The sequence below is a fragment of the Pseudoalteromonas sp. RWi3 genome (genome assembly GCF_054960735.1).
In genome coordinates, this window is record NZ_JBHNYL010000002.1 from 59,581 (window position 1) to 78,412 (window position 18,832).

General features: G+C 38.9%; 13 protein-coding genes. 7 read left to right on the top strand and 6 right to left on the bottom strand.

Annotation, left to right across the window (positions count from 1 at the left end; translation table 11 throughout):
• Positions 1 to 169 precede the first annotated feature (169 nt).
• The 5 genes from ACFI4Z_RS03885 to ACFI4Z_RS03905 all read right to left on the bottom strand — a co-directional run bounded on the left by ACFI4Z_RS03885 (position 170) and on the right by ACFI4Z_RS03905 (position 6,068).
• On the bottom strand, positions 170 to 1,855 hold the full coding sequence (locus ACFI4Z_RS03885; protein WP_462669406.1) for a hypothetical protein: 1,686 nt from the start codon (positions 1,853 to 1,855) through the stop codon (positions 170 to 172).
• A 9-nt stretch (positions 1,856 to 1,864) separates the two neighbouring features.
• Positions 1,865 to 2,248 (bottom strand): DUF3192 domain-containing protein, encoded by a 384-nt coding sequence (locus ACFI4Z_RS03890; protein ID WP_462669407.1) that lies wholly within the window; start codon positions 2,246 to 2,248, stop codon positions 1,865 to 1,867.
• Positions 2,249 to 2,366: 118 nt separating this feature from the next.
• Positions 2,367 to 3,140 carry a flap endonuclease Xni gene (gene xni / locus ACFI4Z_RS03895; RefSeq protein WP_462669408.1) on the bottom strand — a complete coding sequence of 258 codons (774 nt, stop codon included), beginning with the start codon at positions 3,138 to 3,140 and terminating at the stop codon, positions 2,367 to 2,369.
• Positions 3,141 to 3,152: 12 nt separating this feature from the next.
• On the bottom strand, positions 3,153 to 4,496 hold the full coding sequence (gene ppnN / locus ACFI4Z_RS03900) for a nucleotide 5'-monophosphate nucleosidase PpnN (protein WP_462669409.1): 1,344 nt from the start codon (positions 4,494 to 4,496) through the stop codon (positions 3,153 to 3,155).
• Positions 4,497 to 4,532: 36 nt separating this feature from the next.
• Positions 4,533 to 6,068 (bottom strand): diguanylate cyclase, encoded by a 1,536-nt coding sequence (locus ACFI4Z_RS03905; RefSeq protein WP_462669410.1) that lies wholly within the window; start codon positions 6,066 to 6,068, stop codon positions 4,533 to 4,535.
• A gap of 210 nt (positions 6,069 to 6,278) precedes the next feature.
• Between ACFI4Z_RS03905 and ACFI4Z_RS03910 the strand changes: the two genes are divergently transcribed.
• A complete protein-coding gene (locus ACFI4Z_RS03910) occupies positions 6,279 to 8,060 on the top strand; it encodes a M61 family metallopeptidase (protein WP_462669411.1) in 1,782 nt (593 codons plus the stop codon).
• A 4-nt stretch (positions 8,061 to 8,064) separates the two neighbouring features.
• Here the strand turns inward: ACFI4Z_RS03910 and ACFI4Z_RS03915 are convergent, their stop codons facing one another.
• The gene (locus tag ACFI4Z_RS03915; protein WP_462669412.1) at positions 8,065 to 8,865 is read right to left on the bottom strand and encodes a glycosyltransferase family 25 protein; all 801 of its coding nucleotides are present in this window, start codon (positions 8,863 to 8,865) and stop codon (positions 8,065 to 8,067) included.
• A 207-nt stretch (positions 8,866 to 9,072) separates the two neighbouring features.
• Here ACFI4Z_RS03915 and ACFI4Z_RS03920 point away from each other — a divergent pair, with 207 nt between their 5' ends.
• The 6 genes from ACFI4Z_RS03920 to ACFI4Z_RS03945 all read left to right on the top strand — a co-directional run bounded on the left by ACFI4Z_RS03920 (position 9,073) and on the right by ACFI4Z_RS03945 (position 18,821).
• Positions 9,073 to 11,232, top strand: coding sequence for a S46 family peptidase (locus tag ACFI4Z_RS03920; RefSeq protein WP_462669413.1), 2,160 nt, complete (start codon positions 9,073 to 9,075; stop codon positions 11,230 to 11,232).
• A gap of 320 nt (positions 11,233 to 11,552) precedes the next feature.
• On the top strand, positions 11,553 to 14,762 hold the full coding sequence (locus ACFI4Z_RS03925; protein ID WP_462669414.1) for a TonB-dependent receptor: 3,210 nt from the start codon (positions 11,553 to 11,555) through the stop codon (positions 14,760 to 14,762).
• Between the two features lie 80 nt (positions 14,763 to 14,842).
• The gene (locus tag ACFI4Z_RS03930) at positions 14,843 to 16,069 is read left to right on the top strand and encodes an amino acid deaminase (protein WP_462669415.1); all 1,227 of its coding nucleotides are present in this window, start codon (positions 14,843 to 14,845) and stop codon (positions 16,067 to 16,069) included.
• An 11-nt stretch (positions 16,070 to 16,080) separates the two neighbouring features.
• The gene (locus tag ACFI4Z_RS03935) at positions 16,081 to 16,953 is read left to right on the top strand and encodes a MurR/RpiR family transcriptional regulator (protein WP_058559328.1); all 873 of its coding nucleotides are present in this window, start codon (positions 16,081 to 16,083) and stop codon (positions 16,951 to 16,953) included.
• Between the two features lie 4 nt (positions 16,954 to 16,957).
• Complete coding sequence (locus tag ACFI4Z_RS03940) at positions 16,958 to 18,424, top strand: N-acyl-D-amino-acid deacylase family protein (RefSeq protein WP_462669416.1); 1,467 nt, start codon at positions 16,958 to 16,960, stop codon at positions 18,422 to 18,424.
• 10 nt (positions 18,425 to 18,434) lie between these two features.
• Positions 18,435 to 18,821, top strand: coding sequence for a RidA family protein (locus tag ACFI4Z_RS03945; RefSeq protein WP_462669417.1), 387 nt, complete (start codon positions 18,435 to 18,437; stop codon positions 18,819 to 18,821).
• Positions 18,822 to 18,832 lie beyond the last annotated feature (11 nt).

Consider the following 18,832-nt stretch of genomic DNA (forward strand, 5'->3'; position numbering starts at 1 on the left):
TTTTTCCTATTAAGCGGTGACGTAAATACATCGCACATGCTTTTGCGACTGCTTGTTAGATATTTACGTGAATGAGTTTGAAAATTTAAGCGGCTTTTATAGCAATATATTCAATAGATTTCCACTAAAACCCGCTAAATTAGGCAATATGTCTAATAAAGTGCGCCTATTATACGCTAGATGATAAATGCAATGGTGGCAACTGTGCATAAAAATTCGTAATGTCCTCCCAGCCAAAATCTTTTAAAATGCTCTCTAGGGTTTGTTTTTGCCAGCTGCTATTAGGCATCTTGGGTTGATATACGTTTAATGTAATAACTTTAAGCGCGACCCATAATTTCGCTTTCACTGATAGGTGCTCTTTGGTCTGTTGTTCGGCATCGAGTAGCGCTTGTGTCCATGGATTATCATCAAGTAGTTGTAACAAAGATACACTTAATTCTTCTACATTATGATTCTTTACACCAAATAGCCATGAAATTGGCTGGCTAATATTGGTTTTTGTGTCTTTTTCACACAATGTTTTGCGACTCAATTTATTGCTTGAGTGGGTTAGCAAATAAGTTATATACGCATATAAAGGGAGCGATACTTGTTCAAACTGTATTTCAGTTTGTTTACTTAACAATAAAGATAATAAGCGCGTTATGGCTGTTAAGCGCACTTTAATGTGTTCTTTTAATGGGTGATGTTGTGTATCAACGAGTTGTTCAAAGAGCACGCGTTGAATAATAGCTGGCGCATTATCGATTCCTACCATGGTTAAGCAATGACGTAAGTCTTTTGCAGCTAAATGCTCTTTATTATAGGGTTTGACAGCCTCTTTTAAAATTTCAATTGTATTGGTGTGGCCGTTTAATAACTTTTCTAAATTACGATATGAGTATTCTTTTTGAATTTTAAGATTGCCAATCAGCTGAAGAATATTATCTTGCTCATTTACTGGGTCGCTATCAATTGCAGGTATGTGTTCATTAAACCAAATACTAAATAATAGTCGTTTATCTTTTGTTGGACGTTGTTTTGCATCGCAATCTAACTTTGCACAAACGCAATGCCATCTTGCTCTTTTAGTATCGTTTAAATCAATTAGAATATGCTTATTGTGTGTTTTGCTGCATACATAAGTCAGTGGCTGATCTGCAACGTTAACATGGCTACCTGGTAGGTAAGGGCCAATATTTGCTACTAACTTTTTAAGTGCATTTTGAGCGAAACTATTTGGTGTCCTTATATATATATCAGAAATAGCTTTATAAAGATTAACGTGATCATTAGCAGCTCTATAAGTAATGTTCATAGCAATGATATTAGCCAATGCTACGAGAGTCGTAGCGCCATCGTAAATCATTATTTTTGGTGCACTCAGCAATGCTTGTTTGTATTTGTTTAAAGGAGCCAAAATACGGGCAATTTCGTTAGAGGGGAGGTTCGCTGACTGCAATAATTTTACAGCAAGTTGATGGCGTGCTTGCCATTGTTTTTTTTCTTCGTGATTTAAAGGCTGTTGAGCGGCAAGCTTGTTAGTTTGGGTTTGAACGCACAGGTAGTTTGTTAAGCAAACGGCTATTAGTTGCTGACTAACTTGTGAGTTGTAATTTAAACTTTTGCAAAGTGCTGCTACAACAACACACTGATTAACAACTAAGTTAGTAGTGTAACCAAAATCAGAAACATATAGGCACAATTGAGCTTGTAATGCATTTGGGTGGGTTTCATATAGCTTATAAAATTGCTCAGCCTGTTTCGATAAAAGTGGGTATATTGAAGGCCATTGTCTTTTATTATAATACAAACGCAACATTTCATGGGTTTGCTTAAATAAGTTGGCTAAATGCTGTGGTGTTGGTTGCATAGCAGTCGTTTAACTTTTTTGCATAAAGGTGTCGTGAGCACTTGGGCCCCATAAAACTAATTCACCATTATTAAACAGAAGTCCGGTGCATTCATCCATGGTTGTTATACCATCTGATTTTATATGCTGAGTACGATAAAAAACAATTTGCCATACATCATCGCCACTGCGTTTTGCAAAAGTAAGGTCTGGGCTACCTAAATAGTCTAAAACAGTGTTCAAGGTTGTTGGCTTTTTGACGCTTAACTTAGTTATGTAACGTTTGTTAAATGCTTCTCGATCTTGCCATATCATGGCTTGTGGGTCATCTTTATAAAAGGTAATCACTAATGTAGCTATAAGTGCGTAAACACCTAGCCCTAATATGATATATCGAATAACCTTTTTAAACATTGTGTACTCTTAAAGATGATTAAAATAATGCGTTGCTTCAAAGCAATACTTGAAATAGATATTACGCAATAATTATTAAACTATAGGTGCAGATAAATCACAAAACCAATTTAACCAATCACCGAAGTCTTAATTGTTTTAAGCTAAATCCTAAATGTATATCAGTCCTTAAACTCACAAGTTGCTTTGATATAATATAGTCTTGCATCCCTGTATCCAACTTATTTCTTGTAGCTTGAGAAATTGTCTCATCAGAAATTGCATTGGCAATGTTTTGATGTTTGCTGATAATTTCCTGTGCAGTTTTAAGGCCAATACCTTTAATGCCAGGGATGTCGTTAGTTTTATCACCAGCAAGCGCCCAAAAATCGATTAATCTATTTTGTTCAACGGCAAAGCGCTCCAATATGCCATTTCTTTCAATATATTCTTTCTTGAAATAATCGTAAATGTGAATGTTTTCACTCAATGCCGGTAAAAAGCCTTTATCAGTAGAAACAATTGTACTTGAAACACTATGTAATGCAGCTTTATGAGCTAGAGTTGCAATAATATCGTCAGCTTCATCATTATCGGGCGCAAATACAACAACCCCAATTTGCTCTATTGCACTTTTGAACTGTGTTAAGTTCTCTTTAAGTAAAGCTGGCATCGGGGCACGGCTGTTCTTATATTGTGGGTAAAAATGATAGCGCCAACTTTTATCACCATCAAAAACAGCGATGGCATGAGTAGCATTCGTTACACGGAGCAGCTTTTTACATGCATGTGCCACACGTTGGCAGCATGTGATAATCATTTGTTGATCACTGAACTTATTTTGATTACTGTCAACAGCATAGATGCGCCTAATTAAATTAAGCGCATCGATTAAAAGTAATTGTCCTGACACGGTTTTTCTCTTTTAAGCGTTTACTTCATAACATGGAACATACTTTGAACCCGGTAGTTTCATTCTACCTTGTTCAACAAATGCTTTAAGTAACTTATCCATGTTTTTCATCAGCTCAGGCTCACCACTAAGAATAAATCTACCATGTTGTTTAATTGCTTGAATACCTTCATCTTTAACATTTCCAGCAACAATTCCAGAAAATGCACGACGAAGATTAGCCGCCAGCAACTGTTTAGGTTGATCAAGGTGTAAATCTAGCCCAGACATATTTTCGTGGGTTGGAGCAAAAGGCTGCTGAAAGTCATTATCAATTTTCAAAGTCCAATTAAAATAATAAGCATCACCTACACTTTTTCTGTAATCACGCACTTGGAACATAGATGATTTTAATTTGATTGCTACTTGCGCAGGGTTATCAATAATAACTTCAAACTTTTCCAGCGCTTCACATCCTAATGTTAGCTCAATAAATTTACATAACTCTTTAAAATAGTCTTCACTTTCTTTTGGGCCTGTCAAAATAACAGGTAGAGACTGTTTCTGATTATCCGGGTGCAATAAAATACCTAATAAGTACAGCAGTTCTTCAGCAGTCCCAGCGCCTCCGGGAAAGATAATTATTGCGTGAGCTGTGCGAATAAACGCCTCGAGCCGTTTTTCGATATCAGGCAGTATAACCAATTCATTTACAATGGGGTTAGGAGGCTCAGCAGCAATGATGCTTGGTTCAGTTAAACCTAAATAGCGATTATCGGTATTGCGCTGTTTGGCATGACCAATTGTGGCTCCTTTCATAGGTCCTTTCATAGCGCCTGGGCCACAACCTGTACAAATATTTAAACCCCTTAAGCCTAATTCATAACCCACTTGTTTCGTGTATTTGTACTCTGTTTCATTAATGGAGTGGCCACCCCAGCAAACAACCATACTTGGATCCGTGTTCACTCGTAATGCCCCTGCATTTCGGAGCATATCAAAGACCATATGTGTAATCGCTTTTTGTTCTGTGAGGTCTTTTTCGTATTTTTGACAAATAAATAAAATGTCGCGGATCACAGAAAAAATATGTTCATGAATCCCCGTGATTATCTGTCCATCAACGAATGCTGTTTGAGGTGGGTTTTCTAGCTCAATTTTAATACCACGTTCGCGGATTAACAGGCGAATATCGAAATCTTGGTATTTATCGTATATCTCAGAGCTTGAGTCCGTATGGCTGCCAACATTTAATACGGCGAGTACACAATTTCTAAATAGAGTGTAACGCTCACTTGCAGAGGATTGCTCTAATAAGTCAACTTCTAACTGCGACAGTAAATCTAACACGCCTGTAGGGTTTAACTGAATTAACATAGGCATTCTCCTTGCTGACTGTTATTACTTTTTATGTTAAGAATTGATACATAGCTTGTCTCGGCCAGATTTTTTTGCTTTATATAAAGCGTCATCAGCACGATCAAATGCAATTAACGGCGTATCTCCTTTTTTGAATTGAGTGGCTCCAACTGATACGGTAATTTGTACACCCTTGTTCTTAAACTTAAACGGAATCGCTTTAATTGCTTGTCGAAGTTTCTCAAGTGGTGCTGTTGCATTCTCCACAGACATCCCTGGCATAAGTAATACAAACTCTTCACCGCCGTAGCGAGCGATAAAATCCGATTTTCTAATCGACATTTGCAGTGCTTTAGCAATCACCTGAAGTGTTTTGTCACCAGCACTATGGCCGTATTGGTCATTGATTGACTTAAAGTGGTCAACATCAATAACAACTAAAGTAAAATCAGACTCTTGTACTGAGAAAAGGTGAAACTCATGGTTAAACCTTTCATCAAATGCCGCACGGTTTGGTAGCTTAGTTAGACCATCCAATAAACTTTTAAAACGCTGATCATGAAGGCGTTTCTTGTACTTTGATAGCTTAGTTTCTAAGCTGCCTACACGGGTATTAATGTCATGAAAGTTCTTAATCAGGGCTTGCCTATCTTCTTGTTCAAGGCGTTCTTTTGCGATTAAGTCGTGACTTAACGATTTAAGCTCATTATCAACAAGGGCTTTTAAAGACGAAATAGATGTAGCGTCTTGGGTTTGTTTTGTTAAGTTAACTATTTTACTTTCAATACGCTTGTTGAGCGTTTCAAACTCTGTGCTCATTGATTCAGAGTGTTTACTTGTGGCTACAATCGAGTGGTGAAGCTCTTCAAGTGTTTGATTTAGCGATACTAAAAAGCTCTGAGCTGATTGTCGCTCATCACTGATATTTGTAGCTATAATTCTAATTATTTCAATAGCAGCACTTAATAGTTCTTCAACACTGTCTGTTTCAGATATTTTGTTTTTAATCGCTTTTACACTGTCTGCCGCTTCGTCTTCAAAAACGAGATCATTAGCAAGTGTTAAAAGCTCTTTCGCCAATTTTGGGTGTGTGGTTGAAGCTGATTCATTGCCAAGCGCTAACTTGACATTGAGGGCTTGATGATAAATAGCAACAAGCTTATTTAATATTGGTATGAAATCATTCGTAGATTGAATTTCATTCAATTGATGATCAAGTAAATTACGCAAGGAACGGCGGGTGTCATCAGGTAAACCTTTGGTTTTTTGTAATAATTTACCGGCGGTTAAGACACTATTATGCAGCTCTCTTTGGTGCGATAATTGTTGTACTTCTTGGTTTTTTAACAGGCTCAGGATTTCAGTAATTAGTGGAGCTAAGTTTTCAAAGTCGACACCTTTATTAAGTGCACTTCTAAATTTAGCTAAACGGTTATCCAATTCGATATCCATACCTTTACAACTCAAAGAAAGCTTAGCTGCAAAATGAGTAAGCGTGTCAACTTGTTGCTTTCGCGCATTTTCAAGGACTTTTCTGGTATCGATAGCTTGTTTAAGCTTTTTATTTAAAACTTCGAGCTGGCCTGACACTAATACATACCGCCATAAATTTAATCGTTTATAGCCGTAAGTTTACAACAAAACTGGCACAAATGTAGGTGGTAAGTCAAAAACTTAGTATTTGATGTTGATTTTTATTCATCGAACTTAAACTGTGGTCACTTTATCGCTTTTATTACACATCATTTACTATCGTTGATAGTCTTAAACTTATTAAATGTTAAAACACCAAGAGTTCCCATGAAAAAGTTATTAGCCTTGTCGCTTGCCACGGTATTTTCGTATTCAGCTTGGGCTGATGTAAATTATTCATTATCAATTACAGAACCAGAGCATCACCTTGGGAATGTGAGCGTTGAGTTTCCAAAGTCAGCTCAAGCTCAGCTGGATATCAAATTGCCGGCATGGCGAACGGGTCGCTATGAAATTTTAAATTTAGCTAACGGTGTACGCTACTTCGACGCAAAAGGTAAGGATGGGCAGGCTCTTAAATGGGAAAAAATAAATGCCAGTACGTGGCGGGTACATTTAAATGAACCAACGAGTGTTAATATAGACTACCAAATTTATGCAAATGAATTAGGCAAACGCGCAAGGCATATAGACGACAGTCATGCGTTTATCGATGCATCAGGTTTTTTTATGTTCAGCGAATCGTTTCGTCAAGAACCAGTGACGGTGAATCTTAATGTGCCAAAAACGTGGCGCTCTGTCTCTGGTATGGAAAATGCTGGTTCAAAACATCGTTTTAAGGCGGCCGATTATGATGTGCTTATTGACTCTCCAATCGAAACTGGAATAAATGATTTTTACGAGTTTGAAGTGGATGGCCGACAGTATGAACTCGTTATTTGGGGCGAAGGAAACTACGATGTTGACTTGATGCTAACGGACCTTAAAAAACTGGTTAAAACAGGAAATATCATTTGGGATAATTACCCGTATGAACGTTATGTGTTTATGGTTCATGCCACATCGGGTGCAGGTGGCGCAACTGAGCATGTAAACTCAACTATTATTCAACGTCCGCGAGATAGGTTTGGCTCGCGTGATGATTACCTTGCTTTTATTAGCACCGCAGCCCATGAGTTTATTCATACTTGGAATGTTAAAGCATATAGACCAGAAGGCTTGATGCCTTACGATTACACAAATATGAACTTTGACAAATTGTTATGGATTGCAGAAGGTTCAACGAGTTATTTCGAAGATCATTTACTCGTGCGCTCCGGTATATCAACCACCGATGAGTTTTTCAAAACCTTGACTAAAACAGTTAATCGTCACTTGGCTACGCCAGGGCGCGAAGTACAAAGCGCGAGTGAAACTAGCTTTGACAAATGGATCAACCAAGGAGGCGATCACGCTCGAAATTATGGCACGAATATTTACTTAGAAGGTGCATTAATTTCGATGGCGTTAGATATAGATTTGCTTGAAAAGAGTCAGGGAAAACAAAGTTACCGTGATGTACATCGCGCTCTATATAATAGCTACAAAATGCCTCATGGGTTTACTGCCTCTGACGTAAAAACTATTTTGCAGGATTTAACTGGTCGTGATTACAGTAATTGGTGGGCTAGCAATGTAGATAGTCCAGCTGCAATTGATTTTGAGAAGTTATTAGCAAAAGTAGGTTTAATTCACACCCGTCCAGCGGGCGCAAAACCGCAAGCGAGTATCGATAGTTTTGCCAAAAATACAGGTGAGTTATTAACACTTACTCATGTTCGTCGAGGTGGTGCTGCTTGGCAGGCTGGTTTAACGACAAATGATAAAATTGTTGCTATTGACAAAAAGCATGTCGGTAAAGATTTAAAAGCTAGCTTAGAAACGTTTAAAGCAGGCGATAAAGTTTCGATTGATTTTATACGTCGAGATGCATTGCAAACGACTTCGATAACGCTGAGTGAAGGCTTTGATAAATCGAAAAAGATAACAGCAAATGCTGATGCAACAGATCAACAAATGGCGTTATTTAAAGCATGGATAGGCGTAGAGCACCCAAATAAGACTAAGTAAATAATCAACTTAGTTTTTCAAGTAAAAAGGAGCTTAGGCTCCTTTTTTGTCTGAAATGTTCTAGTTGTATTTCGTTTATAAACTCGCTGGTCGCTTTTTTATTATTAATGTTTGCTACTAATTGTTGATATTTTCGCTTAAAAAATGCTTTTTTTACCTGCTTTTCACTACGCATTTTAATATCACTTTTTTGTTCAGTACATTGAGTTACCGGAAATGGCATGAGTGAAAAACCTGGTACGCCGGTCTGCCAAATATGTTGTAAATCGCAATCAACAGGTCTGCCAAACTTTTCAGTGGCAGCAAGCAATTGCTTTGCTCCATCATAACTTATTGCTGTTGCGCAGCAGCCTGACATTAGCTTTTTGTGTACCACTAAAGAGTAGCCATCATCTAAAGTTTTTTGATAAGCAATGCGTCGCTTTCGCCCTTTATATGCGCAAAGTTTAATTAATTGCCACTGCATTTCTAAATTATTAATACGGTTAATTGCCGCGTGTATATCGCTTGTTAAGTTAAAGTCATCTTCAAAAATTAATGCATAATCAAGTTTTTGATCAACAATTGCTTGCCATGCTTTGCGGTGACTTAAATAACAACCGATTTGCCCTCTACTTAATGGGTAATGGTAGTTTTTTTTATTTAAGGTTTCACAGTAATGCTTATTAATCTGGGCTTGTGACAAGGTCGCACCATCAATTGCATCTATTTTAGTGAAGGAAAGTTCGTGCTTGTTAAACTGCATTACACTGTTTGCCAAGCGTTGCGGTGAACGCTCAAGGTTAATTAAAAAAATAGGGGGCATAAAACACAATCAACATAAGATAAGATTTTGCAATATGTTAATGAGGGCATGTGACACACCTATGGCAAGTTTATGTCATATTATTTGCAATGAAGGTAAGTTTATTTCCTTTTGACGTTATATTATAACTATTAGTCGCAGAAAGATTGACCTGTTCAGTGATTGGCGCGTACCCTATTTCTGACATAATAAAAAAGGATTGAAAAAATGCGTTTAAAACCTCTTATTGCACTGTGTGCTTTGGCATTTACTGGCACATCGTTTGCTGATGAAGGTATGTGGCAACCACATCAACTCCCAGAGCTTGAATCTGTATTAAAAGCGAAAGGGCTTGAGATTGATGCAAAATCAATTTCTAAATTAACCGAATTTCCAATGAATGCAGTTATAAGCTTAGGTGGATGTACTGCATCGTTCGTATCACCGAAAGGCTTAGTGGTAACTAATCATCACTGTGCTTATGGTTCTATTCAATACAACTCCACACCAGAGAACAATATTTTAGAAAATGGCTTTTTAGCTAAAAAAGCTTCTGATGACTTACCAGCAGCCCCAGGTTCGCGCGTCTATGTTACAGAAACCGTGACCAAGGTGACTGATAAAGTCATTAAGGGTACTGAATCGCTTAGCGCAAAAGCTCGTTACGATGCACTTGAGAAAAACCAAAAGCAACTGGTAGCGGACTGTGAAGCGGATGATAATTACCGTTGTAATGTATATTCATTTCATGGTGGTTTAGAGTTTTACTTAATAAAATCATTAGAAATTAAAGATGTTCGTTTAGCCTATACTCCAGCAATGGGTGTAGGTAAATACGGTGGCGATATAGATAACTGGATGTGGCCGCGACATACTGGTGATTTTGCATTTTACCGCGCCTATGTTGGTAAAGACGGTAAACCGGCTGAATACAGTGAAGACAACGTGCCATTCGTGCCTGATTCATATCTGAGCGTCAGTGCAAAAGGCGTGCAAGAGGGTGATTTTGTCATGGTGACAGGCTACCCTGGGCGTACCAATCGCTATCGCATTGCAGCAGAAGTTGATTATGTATTTAATACCAGCTACCCAAAAGCCCGTATACATAATACGAAGTATGTATCATTAATTGAAGAAAATGCTGAAGATGGCAGTAAAGCGCGCATTGCTTATGAAAGTACTATCGCAGGGTATAATAATTATATTAAAAACTACGGCTCAATGATCGAAAGCTTTAATAAAGGCACGATGTACGAGCGTAAAAAGCAGTTTGAACAAGCGTTAACAAACTGGATCAACAACGACCGTAGATTAAAAAGGCAATACGGCAACGTATTGGCTGAACTTTCGGCATTAGTTGAACAGTCACAACAGCATAACGAACGCGATCGCATGTTAGGTTACGTACATCGTTCACAAATGATCAGCACAGCTCGTCGTTTATATCGTTTAGCATATGAAAAGCAAAAACCTAATAGTGAGCGTGAGTCTGGTTATCAAGAACGTGATTTACCAAGACTAGAAGCAGGCTTAAAGCGTATGACTCGTCGCTTTGACGAAGGTGTTGATAAAGCAATCTTACTGCACTTTTTAGAGCTGTATGCTGCACTGCCGAAACAAGAACGGTTTGCTGAAGTTGATAAAGCGTTTAACTTACAAAATGGCTTTGATAAAACAAAGCATAAAGCACTACTCGATAGCATGTACGCGAAATCATCACTTAATGATGAAGACACACGTTTAAGCTTGGCTGAAAAGTCGTTTGCGCAAATTAAGAAAAGTGATGACCCATTTATTCAGTATGCTGATGCCATTTTTAAGGTAATGAAAGCGCAAGAAGATAAAGACAAAGCACTTGCAGGCAAACTTCAAGCCGCACGTCCAAAGTTAATGGCAGCGATCATTGCATTTAATAAAGCGAAAAATAAACCTGTGTATGCTGATGCAAATAGTACGCTTCGCGTAACCTATGGCACAGTGGGTGGTTATTCTCCACAGGATGGGTTAGTTGCAACACCGTTTACGTCGCTTGAAGGATTACTTGCTAAAAATACAGATATTGAACCGTTTAATGCTCCTCAAAATTTGCAAAAGCAAATTAAAGCTAAATTATATGGCGACTACACTGGCGGCATGAACACAGTACCTGTTAACTTTTTATCGAATGTTGATACTACCGGTGGTAACTCAGGATCGCCTACGCTAAATGGCAAAGCGGAACTTGTAGGTTTACTGTTCGATGGCGTATACGAGAGTATTATTGGTGACTGGGATTATAACCCTGCATTAAATCGCTCAATTCATGTTGATTCACGTTATATGCTGTGGGTAATGGATAAAGTTGATAACGCACAAAACTTGCTAGACGAAATGAAGATCGTTAAGTAATAGTAAAAATACATTTTTATCCAAAAAGCGTTGATATTAATCAGCGCTTTTTTATTTATTTCAGTTTCTTATAAAAATCCTTCCTTTTCCTATACAACTCATATTTTATATTTTTGTTCATTTATTGATAAAAATTGTTTTACTTTAGTTGCTGGTGTGTTAAAAAGTAACAGTTGCTTTTTTATTAATAGTTACAAAGTAACAATAGTGAGTAGGCAAAAACATTGTATAAACCATGTAATGTCTGCTTTAAATTCAAGGGGTACGTTAGTTGTTGTTTTACTAGCTCACTGGTTTATGAAAATGAAGAGATTATAAAAATGTCAAAACTAGTCATCGATACAGGAAAAAATCAGACCAAACGAACAAGGCTAAGCCTTGCTGTTACTTATGCGTTGATGGGGTTAAGCCCGCTATTTGTTTCATCTTTTGCTTTTGCCGAAAATGACAGCGCTGCCAAAGCGGATGAAGATATAGAGGTCATCGAAGTAAGTGGTATTCGAGGTAGCATTAATAGCGCACAAAACCTTAAGCGATTTGCTGATACAGTGAAAGATGTTATCACCGCGTCTGATATTGGCGCATTACCTGACAAATCGGTGACAGAAGCTTTACAGCGCGTACCTGGTGTAACAATTGAGCGTTTCGCTTCTTCGGATGATCCTAAGCATTACGCAGATGAAGGAACTGGTGTTTTGGTTCGTGGCTTAGACAGAGTTCGTTCAGAAGTAAACGGTCGTGATGCATTTAGTGCCAACGCAAGTGGTGGGCTAAGTTATGAAGACTTTCCTGCAGAGTTATTAGGTGCGGTTGAAGTGGTAAAAAACCAAACAGCTGATTTGATTTCAGGTGGTATTTCAGGCACGGTTAATTTGTTAACAAGAAAGCCTTTTGATTCTGATAAGCAACTTATTTCTGTCAATGCAAAAGCAAACTATGCTGATTTTAGAGAAGAAGTTACGCCTTCGTTCTCTGCTTTATTCTCTGATACGTGGGAAACTAATTCAGGTAAGTTTGGATTTTTAATTGCCGCTTCACAATCTGAGTTTAAAACCCGCGGGGATGGTGTTGGCTTAGGTAATTTTCATTCACGAGGAGATGCTTTTATCCCAACGCTTGATCAATGGGGCGGCATTACAGGGGTAGACCCTTCTTCACCAGTGGATGGCCCAGCGCTTCCTAATCAGCCAGCGGGTAGTATCTGGCATGTGCCTGTTGCCATTCATATGAGTACGGCAGATAACGACCGTAAACGCCAAGGTTTAACCTCATCTTTACAATGGGCAAATGATGACGAGACAATCGTTGCAACGATTGAGCACATTCGTTCGAAAGCATCTTTAGAGTGGAATGAACGTCAAATAGGTCAGGCTGCACAGGGATTTAAGGGATTCATGGGATCCTCTCAGAATTGGCAAGATGATGCTGCTAATGGATACCCGCTAACGACGAGTGATAACTTTGTAACTTCAGGTGTTGCTTTAGGTGTTAGCCCTGAGACTCCATTTTTTTACCGTAGTCGTTGGAATTATAATGAAAATACAGTCAATGACACCTCATTTAAATTGACTTTAAAGCCTGTTGATAGGCTAACAATTGACCTTGACTATCAAATGATAGACTCAGATAAGCATGTTCAAAACTACAGTATGTCAGGCCAAACACGCGGTAATCATGTGCATGTTGTATCTCCATACTTTTTAGATATGCGGGGTAGCAGACCAACCGTTGAATTTTTAAGTGATAACATAATGACAGCGGGTTGGTCACCGAATGAAGATTGGAATGGGCCGGTACCTAACTTATTTTTGGGCAGTGGTATGGAGCAAGTCGAGCACAATACGGCCGAAGCTGATAGCTATAAAATTGATTTTAAATATGAATTAGATGGTAACTTTACCAGTGTCAGTGCTGGTGCATATGTGTCTGATAAGGACCTTACTGTAAGAGACACGGCTTATGAAGGGTGGTCAGCTATTGGTACCCCTTGGGTGCAAGATGACCGCAATGCCGCCGCAGCAGTGAATCGTCCAGAGCTATTTGAACGAGTTGATTTTTCAGATTATTACAATGGGCAAGTATTACTTGGAGATGTAAATAACTTTCTATTCCCTAAAATGTCTCTTGTTAAAGACTATGCAAATTCTCTGCGCCAAGGCTGTAAAGATGGATGGCATAATGCAACAAACAGTGCGGCAAATAATGGCGTGTGTACTGGGACTTATGTTCCTTATGAGGACAAAGCTGACCGTGTAGATGGTCCATTTGCAGCCCATAATATAAGTTCAAGTAATGAAAAACGTACCGAGTTTTATGTGCGAGGAGACTTCGATTTCGAGTTTAACGATATGCCAATAGTGGGTAATGTGGGCTTACGTTATGTTAATTATAAACTGCAATCGACCGGCGCTATTGTACAACCAGCAACGATTAAACGAGGTGAAGAAGGGACTTCTTTAAACACGGTTATGCAGCAGGACGAATACAAACGTTACTATGACCTTGCTAATGGTGAATCCACTTTAAGCACAGTAGATGGCACTGACTACAGTACAATTCTACCAAGCTTAAATCTTAGTTTTGGTGTATCTGAAGACGTTGTTGTGCGTTTTGGCGCATCAAAAGCATTGTTTTACCCTAATCTGATGGATGCTAGAAATATAAGCATTATCAATTTAGATTATAACCGAAGATTACAAACACCAGGCGCTGATTATGATGAAACAAACAACCCTGTTGTTGGGATCGACGATATTGAAGTAACAGCACTCTCTGGTAACCCTAATATAGAGCCGGAAGAGTCTATTAATACAGATCTAACCACTGAATGGTACTTTGCTGAAGCAGGTTATGTCACTGTTGGTTTATTCCATAAGAAATTGGACAATATTATTCGTAACAGGGCATTCAATTTAGATCGAACCTTTAATGGTGAGCAGTACGATATTTCTGCCTATGGTCCGGCTAATACAGGGTCAGGCACGATACAGGGCGCTGAATTTTCATACTCACAATTTTATGACATGCTGCCAGGTGCTTGGAGTGGTTTAGGCTTACAATTTAACTTTACCTTAATCGATCAGGATGGACTTGAAGATCCAAATGAAGTATCTACGGGTACATTAGCGTTTGATGAAAACGGCGATCCGATCACTGATACCCGTAATACATTCCGTGTTTTCAGTGGATTACCTCTGCAAGGTTATTCTGATAAGAACATGAATTTAGTCGGGATGTACGAATACGACAAAATATCAATGCGTGTTGCTTACACATGGCGCTCAGAGTATCTACTCACACTTCGTGAATCTGAAGAATATGTTCCAGCATATGCTGAGGCATCAGGCATGATGGATGCAAGTATTTACTACAGCATTAATGACCATTGGAAAGTAGGACTTGAAGCAAGTAACTTATTAGATACCGAAACAAAAACTCGATATCAAATGGATCAAGCGGGCACCAAAACTCAAGCTTTAAACTTTACAACAGACAGACGTTTTGCGTTAAGTGTTAGAGCAAGTTTCTAACTCTATGCTTGTCAGCTCTGTTAATTACCAGAGCTGACAAATTTATTTTATAACTTCGGTTGTTAGTAATAAGGATAAAAATGCCTGAATTGATTAAAGGGAGTGGCTGTATAAAGCAATTACAGCAAACTGGTTGGGATATATTAAAAGAACAAGTTAGTTTGCCAGTAGCGGTTATTAAACAAGACAAAATTAAGAAAAATGCAAAGTGGATGGCAGACTTTACCGCTAAACATAACATGTTGCTTGCTCCACATGGTAAAACAACCATGTCGACAGACTTGTTTAAGATGCAACTAGACGCAGGTGCTTGGGGGATGACTTTAGCCACGGTGCCGCAAGTTATAAGTGCATTTGAAGCAGGTATTACACGTGTGATTATGGCCAATCAGTTGGTCGGTAAATTTCATTTTGATCAAATAGGTAAATGGTTAGAAAGTAGTACAGTTGAGTTTTATTGTTTTGCAGATTCAATAGACAACTTAATGGACATAGGTGAGTTTTTTGCTGTGCGTAATTTGAGCGTTAATATTTTATTAGAAGTAGGTATAAAGGGTGGGCGTTGTGGCTTACGTTCAGCAAAAGAAATATCAAGTTTAGTGGCAGCCTGTGAGCGATATTCCAGCCTAAAATTAATGGGTATTGCTTTTTATGAAGGTGTTATAGGCGGTGAAAATCCAGTTCAGCAAGTAAAGGTTTTTGTTGATGAGGTGAGTACCCTTGCAAAAAAACTACAAGCTGAAAACCGCTATAATACAAACAAACCTATTATCACGGGGGCAGGTTCAGCATGGTACGACATCGTTGCAAAAACGCTTTATGACAACACATGCTCAGACAACTTCAACATTATACTTAGGCCTGGTTGTTATCTTATCCATGACACTGGCATTTATCACAAAGCGCAGCAGGCAATAATATCAAGAAGTCAGCTAGCCTGTGATATCACTGGCGAGTTAGAGAGTAGTTTAAGTATCTGGGCGTATGTTTTGTCAATACCTGAGCCTGGTCTTGCAATTATTGGTATGGGCAAGCGTGATGTGGCGTTTGATGCAGGGCTTCCAACAGCAGAGCTTATTTTCTCTATTAAATCAGGGCAATTAACGAATGCCACCAATGGATTGAAAATTGAAAAAATAATGGATCAGCATTGTATGTTACGTTATTCAGACGATCAGGTCCTTCGGGTGGGAGACATGATGAATTTTTCGACGTCTCATCCTTGTTTAACATTCGATAAATGGCGTCAAATAGGTGTTGTTGAAGATGATTGGGTTATCACTAAGACCATTTCAACACAATTCTAGAAAGGTTTCTTATGGATATAATAAGTAAAATAAAAGAAGGCCTTGGACATTTTAGTCCAGCAGAAGACAAAGTGGCCAGGTTAATTTTGTCTGATTTGAATTTTTCAGCTACCGCTTCAATCAATGAATTAGCTGATAAGGCAAAAGTGAGTCATGCCAGTATCACTCGCTTAGCTCGAAGCTTAGGCTGCGAAAATGTACGTGATCTAAAATTTAGATTAACTCAATCTGCGGCAATCGGAGAGCGTTTTACTACTCCAGAGATCATTGAAAAAAAACAATTATCCCACGTATATACATCTATTCATGAAATTTTAGAATTGAATGCTGGAGCCATTGATGAAGCAATTGTCGAGCAAGCCAGTGATGCTGTTTGTCATGCTAGGCATTGTTTAATTTTTGGGGTTGGTGGAGGCAGTAGCATGTTAGCTCAGGAGTGCCAAAACCGCTTTTTTCGACTTGATGTACTTTCTAATGCCTATAGCGATCCTATGATGATGCGCATGGCTGCCTCAACAGTAAATAAGGGAGATGTAGTCATTTGTTTATCTCTCAGTGGCGTTTCACCCGATGTGATGGATGCTGCCAAAATAGCGAAAGAATATGGGGCTGTGATTATTACCATTTGTCCTGATAGTGAACTTTCAGCACTCGCTGATTTTCAATTGCCTATAAAAACACAAGAAAGTGATTATATTTTCAAACCAAGCGCCGCAAGGTACGTAATGATGGCAGCTTTGGATATTCTTTCAAGTGAAGTGGCAATGAGAAATCAGCGTCGCTCAAAAGAGAAGTTACGCCGCTTGAAAATTCAACTGGATCAACATCGAGACAAAAATAGCAATATGCCACCTGCCGATAAGCGTTTTCCGCTAGGGGATTAAATACGTGAAAAACACATCAGCCGATTTTATTATTCAAGGAGCTCGGGTCTTTATTGATAAAGAAAGCCCAATAGAGCAGCTCGATGTTGCGATAAAAGACGAGTTTATTTTAGCTATAGGAAAAAACCTAAATATAGACACGAGAAACATTATCTCCGCGCAAGGTTTGATTTTAGCACCAGGGTTTATTGATGTTCATACTCATGATGATCTCGAAGTGCTCAGAAACCCATCAGTACCAGCTAAGCTAAGTCAGGGGGTGACTACAGTAATTGCTGGTAATTGTGGCATTAGCGCTGTACCAACAACGGCTGTCAGTGCAGTGCGTGATCCCATTAACTTACTTGGTGGGCAAAGTGAGTTTGTTTATCCCGATATGCTTAGTTACAAAAAAGCATTTGCTAAGGTGAAACCCAGTGTGAACTTAGCAATGTTAATAGGCCATATTAGTTTACGTGCGCAAGTGATGGAAAAGTTAGAGCAAGAAGCAACGTCTAGTGAGATAATTAAAATGAAAAGCTTGTTAGCCGTTGCTATGCAACAAGGAGCGCTTGGTTTAAGCACAGGGCTTGCGTATTACAATGCTAAAGAGGCCAGTGAGTGTGAAATTAATGAGTTAGCTAAAGTTGTTACGCCATTTGATGGGCTTTATACCACCCATTTGCGCAGTGAGTTTCAGGGAATTATAAATGCTATGGATGAAGCATTTGCTACTGCTAAACAGGCCAAACTTCCTTTAGTTATTTCTCATATAAAATGCGCAGGACAAGAAAACTGGGGACGTTCAAAAGAAGTGCTTGCGCACTTTGAACAACAAAAGCAGCACCAGCATATAGGTTGCGATTGTTACCCTTATTCTGCGAGTTCAAGTACCTTAGACTTAAAACAAGTCAACGACGATACAGAGATTTTTATTACATGGTCTAAATCGTTTCCTGATATGGCGCAGCAAAGTTTGAGTGATATTGCAAAGCAGTGGGATGTTTCACTACTTGAAGCCGCTTCACGTATACAGCCAGCCGGCGCTGTTTATCACTGTATGTTGGAATCTGATGTGAAAACATTTTTGGGTTACGAACACAGCATGATTGGTTCGGATGGTTTACCGTGTGATCCACATCCACATCCAAGGTTGTGGGGGACATTCCCTCGTGTACTGGGTCATTATTGTCGCGATGAAAAATTGTTTTCATTGAATCTTGCTTTACACAAAATGACAGCGCTGCCAGCCGAGCATTTTAAATTGTGCAAACGAGGCAAAGTTGAGGCCGGTTTTTTTGCTGATCTGGTGTTATTCGATCCAGAAAAAATTATAGATAACGCAACTTATAGCAAACCCCAATATAAAGCGAGCGGAATAGAAATGGTCTGGGTAAATGGGGTTTTAAGTTACCAATCAAGTGATAACACAACTGAGTATTCAGGATTTGGCCGAGCTGGGCAATTTTTAAATCGACATAATTTTAGTTAATGAGGAACGTATGACAATAAAAAGAATAGGTGCTGAAGGTGGAAAGGGAACAGGTGGTCAACATTTACCTTTCTCGCGCGCTGTTGTCGCTGGTGGTTGGCTTAAAGTGTCAGGTCAAACACCGATGAAAAACGGTGAAATAGTAGAAGGGGGTATCGTTCCTCAGTCACGTTTGGCAATAGAGAATTGCATTGCAATTATGGCTGAAGCAGGTTACGCACTAGAGCATGTGACTCATGTTTCTGTGGTGCTTACTGATGCGCGATATTTTCAGTCTTTTAACAAGGTATTTGCGGAATTTTTTGGTGCTCATCCGCCCGCACGAATTTGTATGGTTGCAGATTTAGTTGTCGACTGCAAAGTTGAGGTTGATGTGACCTGTTACAAAAATAGCTAACACACCCTGGG

Bases quoted from the DNA above. Each gene is read 5' to 3' on its own strand.
- ACFI4Z_RS03945 (WP_462669417.1), top strand. From the start codon at position 18,435: ATGACAATAAAAAGAATAGGTGCTGAAGGTGGAAAGGGAACAGGTGGT.
- ACFI4Z_RS03885 (WP_462669406.1), bottom strand. From the start codon at position 1,855: ATGCAACCAACACCACAGCATTTAGCCAACTTATTTAAGCAAACCCAT.
- ACFI4Z_RS03915 (WP_462669412.1), bottom strand. From the start codon at position 8,865: ATGCCCCCTATTTTTTTAATTAACCTTGAGCGTTCACCGCAACGCTTG.
- ACFI4Z_RS03910 (WP_462669411.1), top strand. From the start codon at position 6,279: ATGAAAAAGTTATTAGCCTTGTCGCTTGCCACGGTATTTTCGTATTCA.
- ACFI4Z_RS03925 (WP_462669414.1), top strand. From the start codon at position 11,553: ATGTCAAAACTAGTCATCGATACAGGAAAAAATCAGACCAAACGAACA.
- ACFI4Z_RS03890 (WP_462669407.1), bottom strand. From the start codon at position 2,248: ATGTTTAAAAAGGTTATTCGATATATCATATTAGGGCTAGGTGTTTAC.
- ppnN (WP_462669409.1), bottom strand. From the start codon at position 4,496: ATGTTAATTCAGTTAAACCCTACAGGCGTGTTAGATTTACTGTCGCAG.
- ACFI4Z_RS03930 (WP_462669415.1), top strand. From the start codon at position 14,843: ATGCCTGAATTGATTAAAGGGAGTGGCTGTATAAAGCAATTACAGCAA.
- ACFI4Z_RS03935 (WP_058559328.1), top strand. From the start codon at position 16,081: ATGGATATAATAAGTAAAATAAAAGAAGGCCTTGGACATTTTAGTCCA.
- ACFI4Z_RS03920 (WP_462669413.1), top strand. From the start codon at position 9,073: ATGCGTTTAAAACCTCTTATTGCACTGTGTGCTTTGGCATTTACTGGC.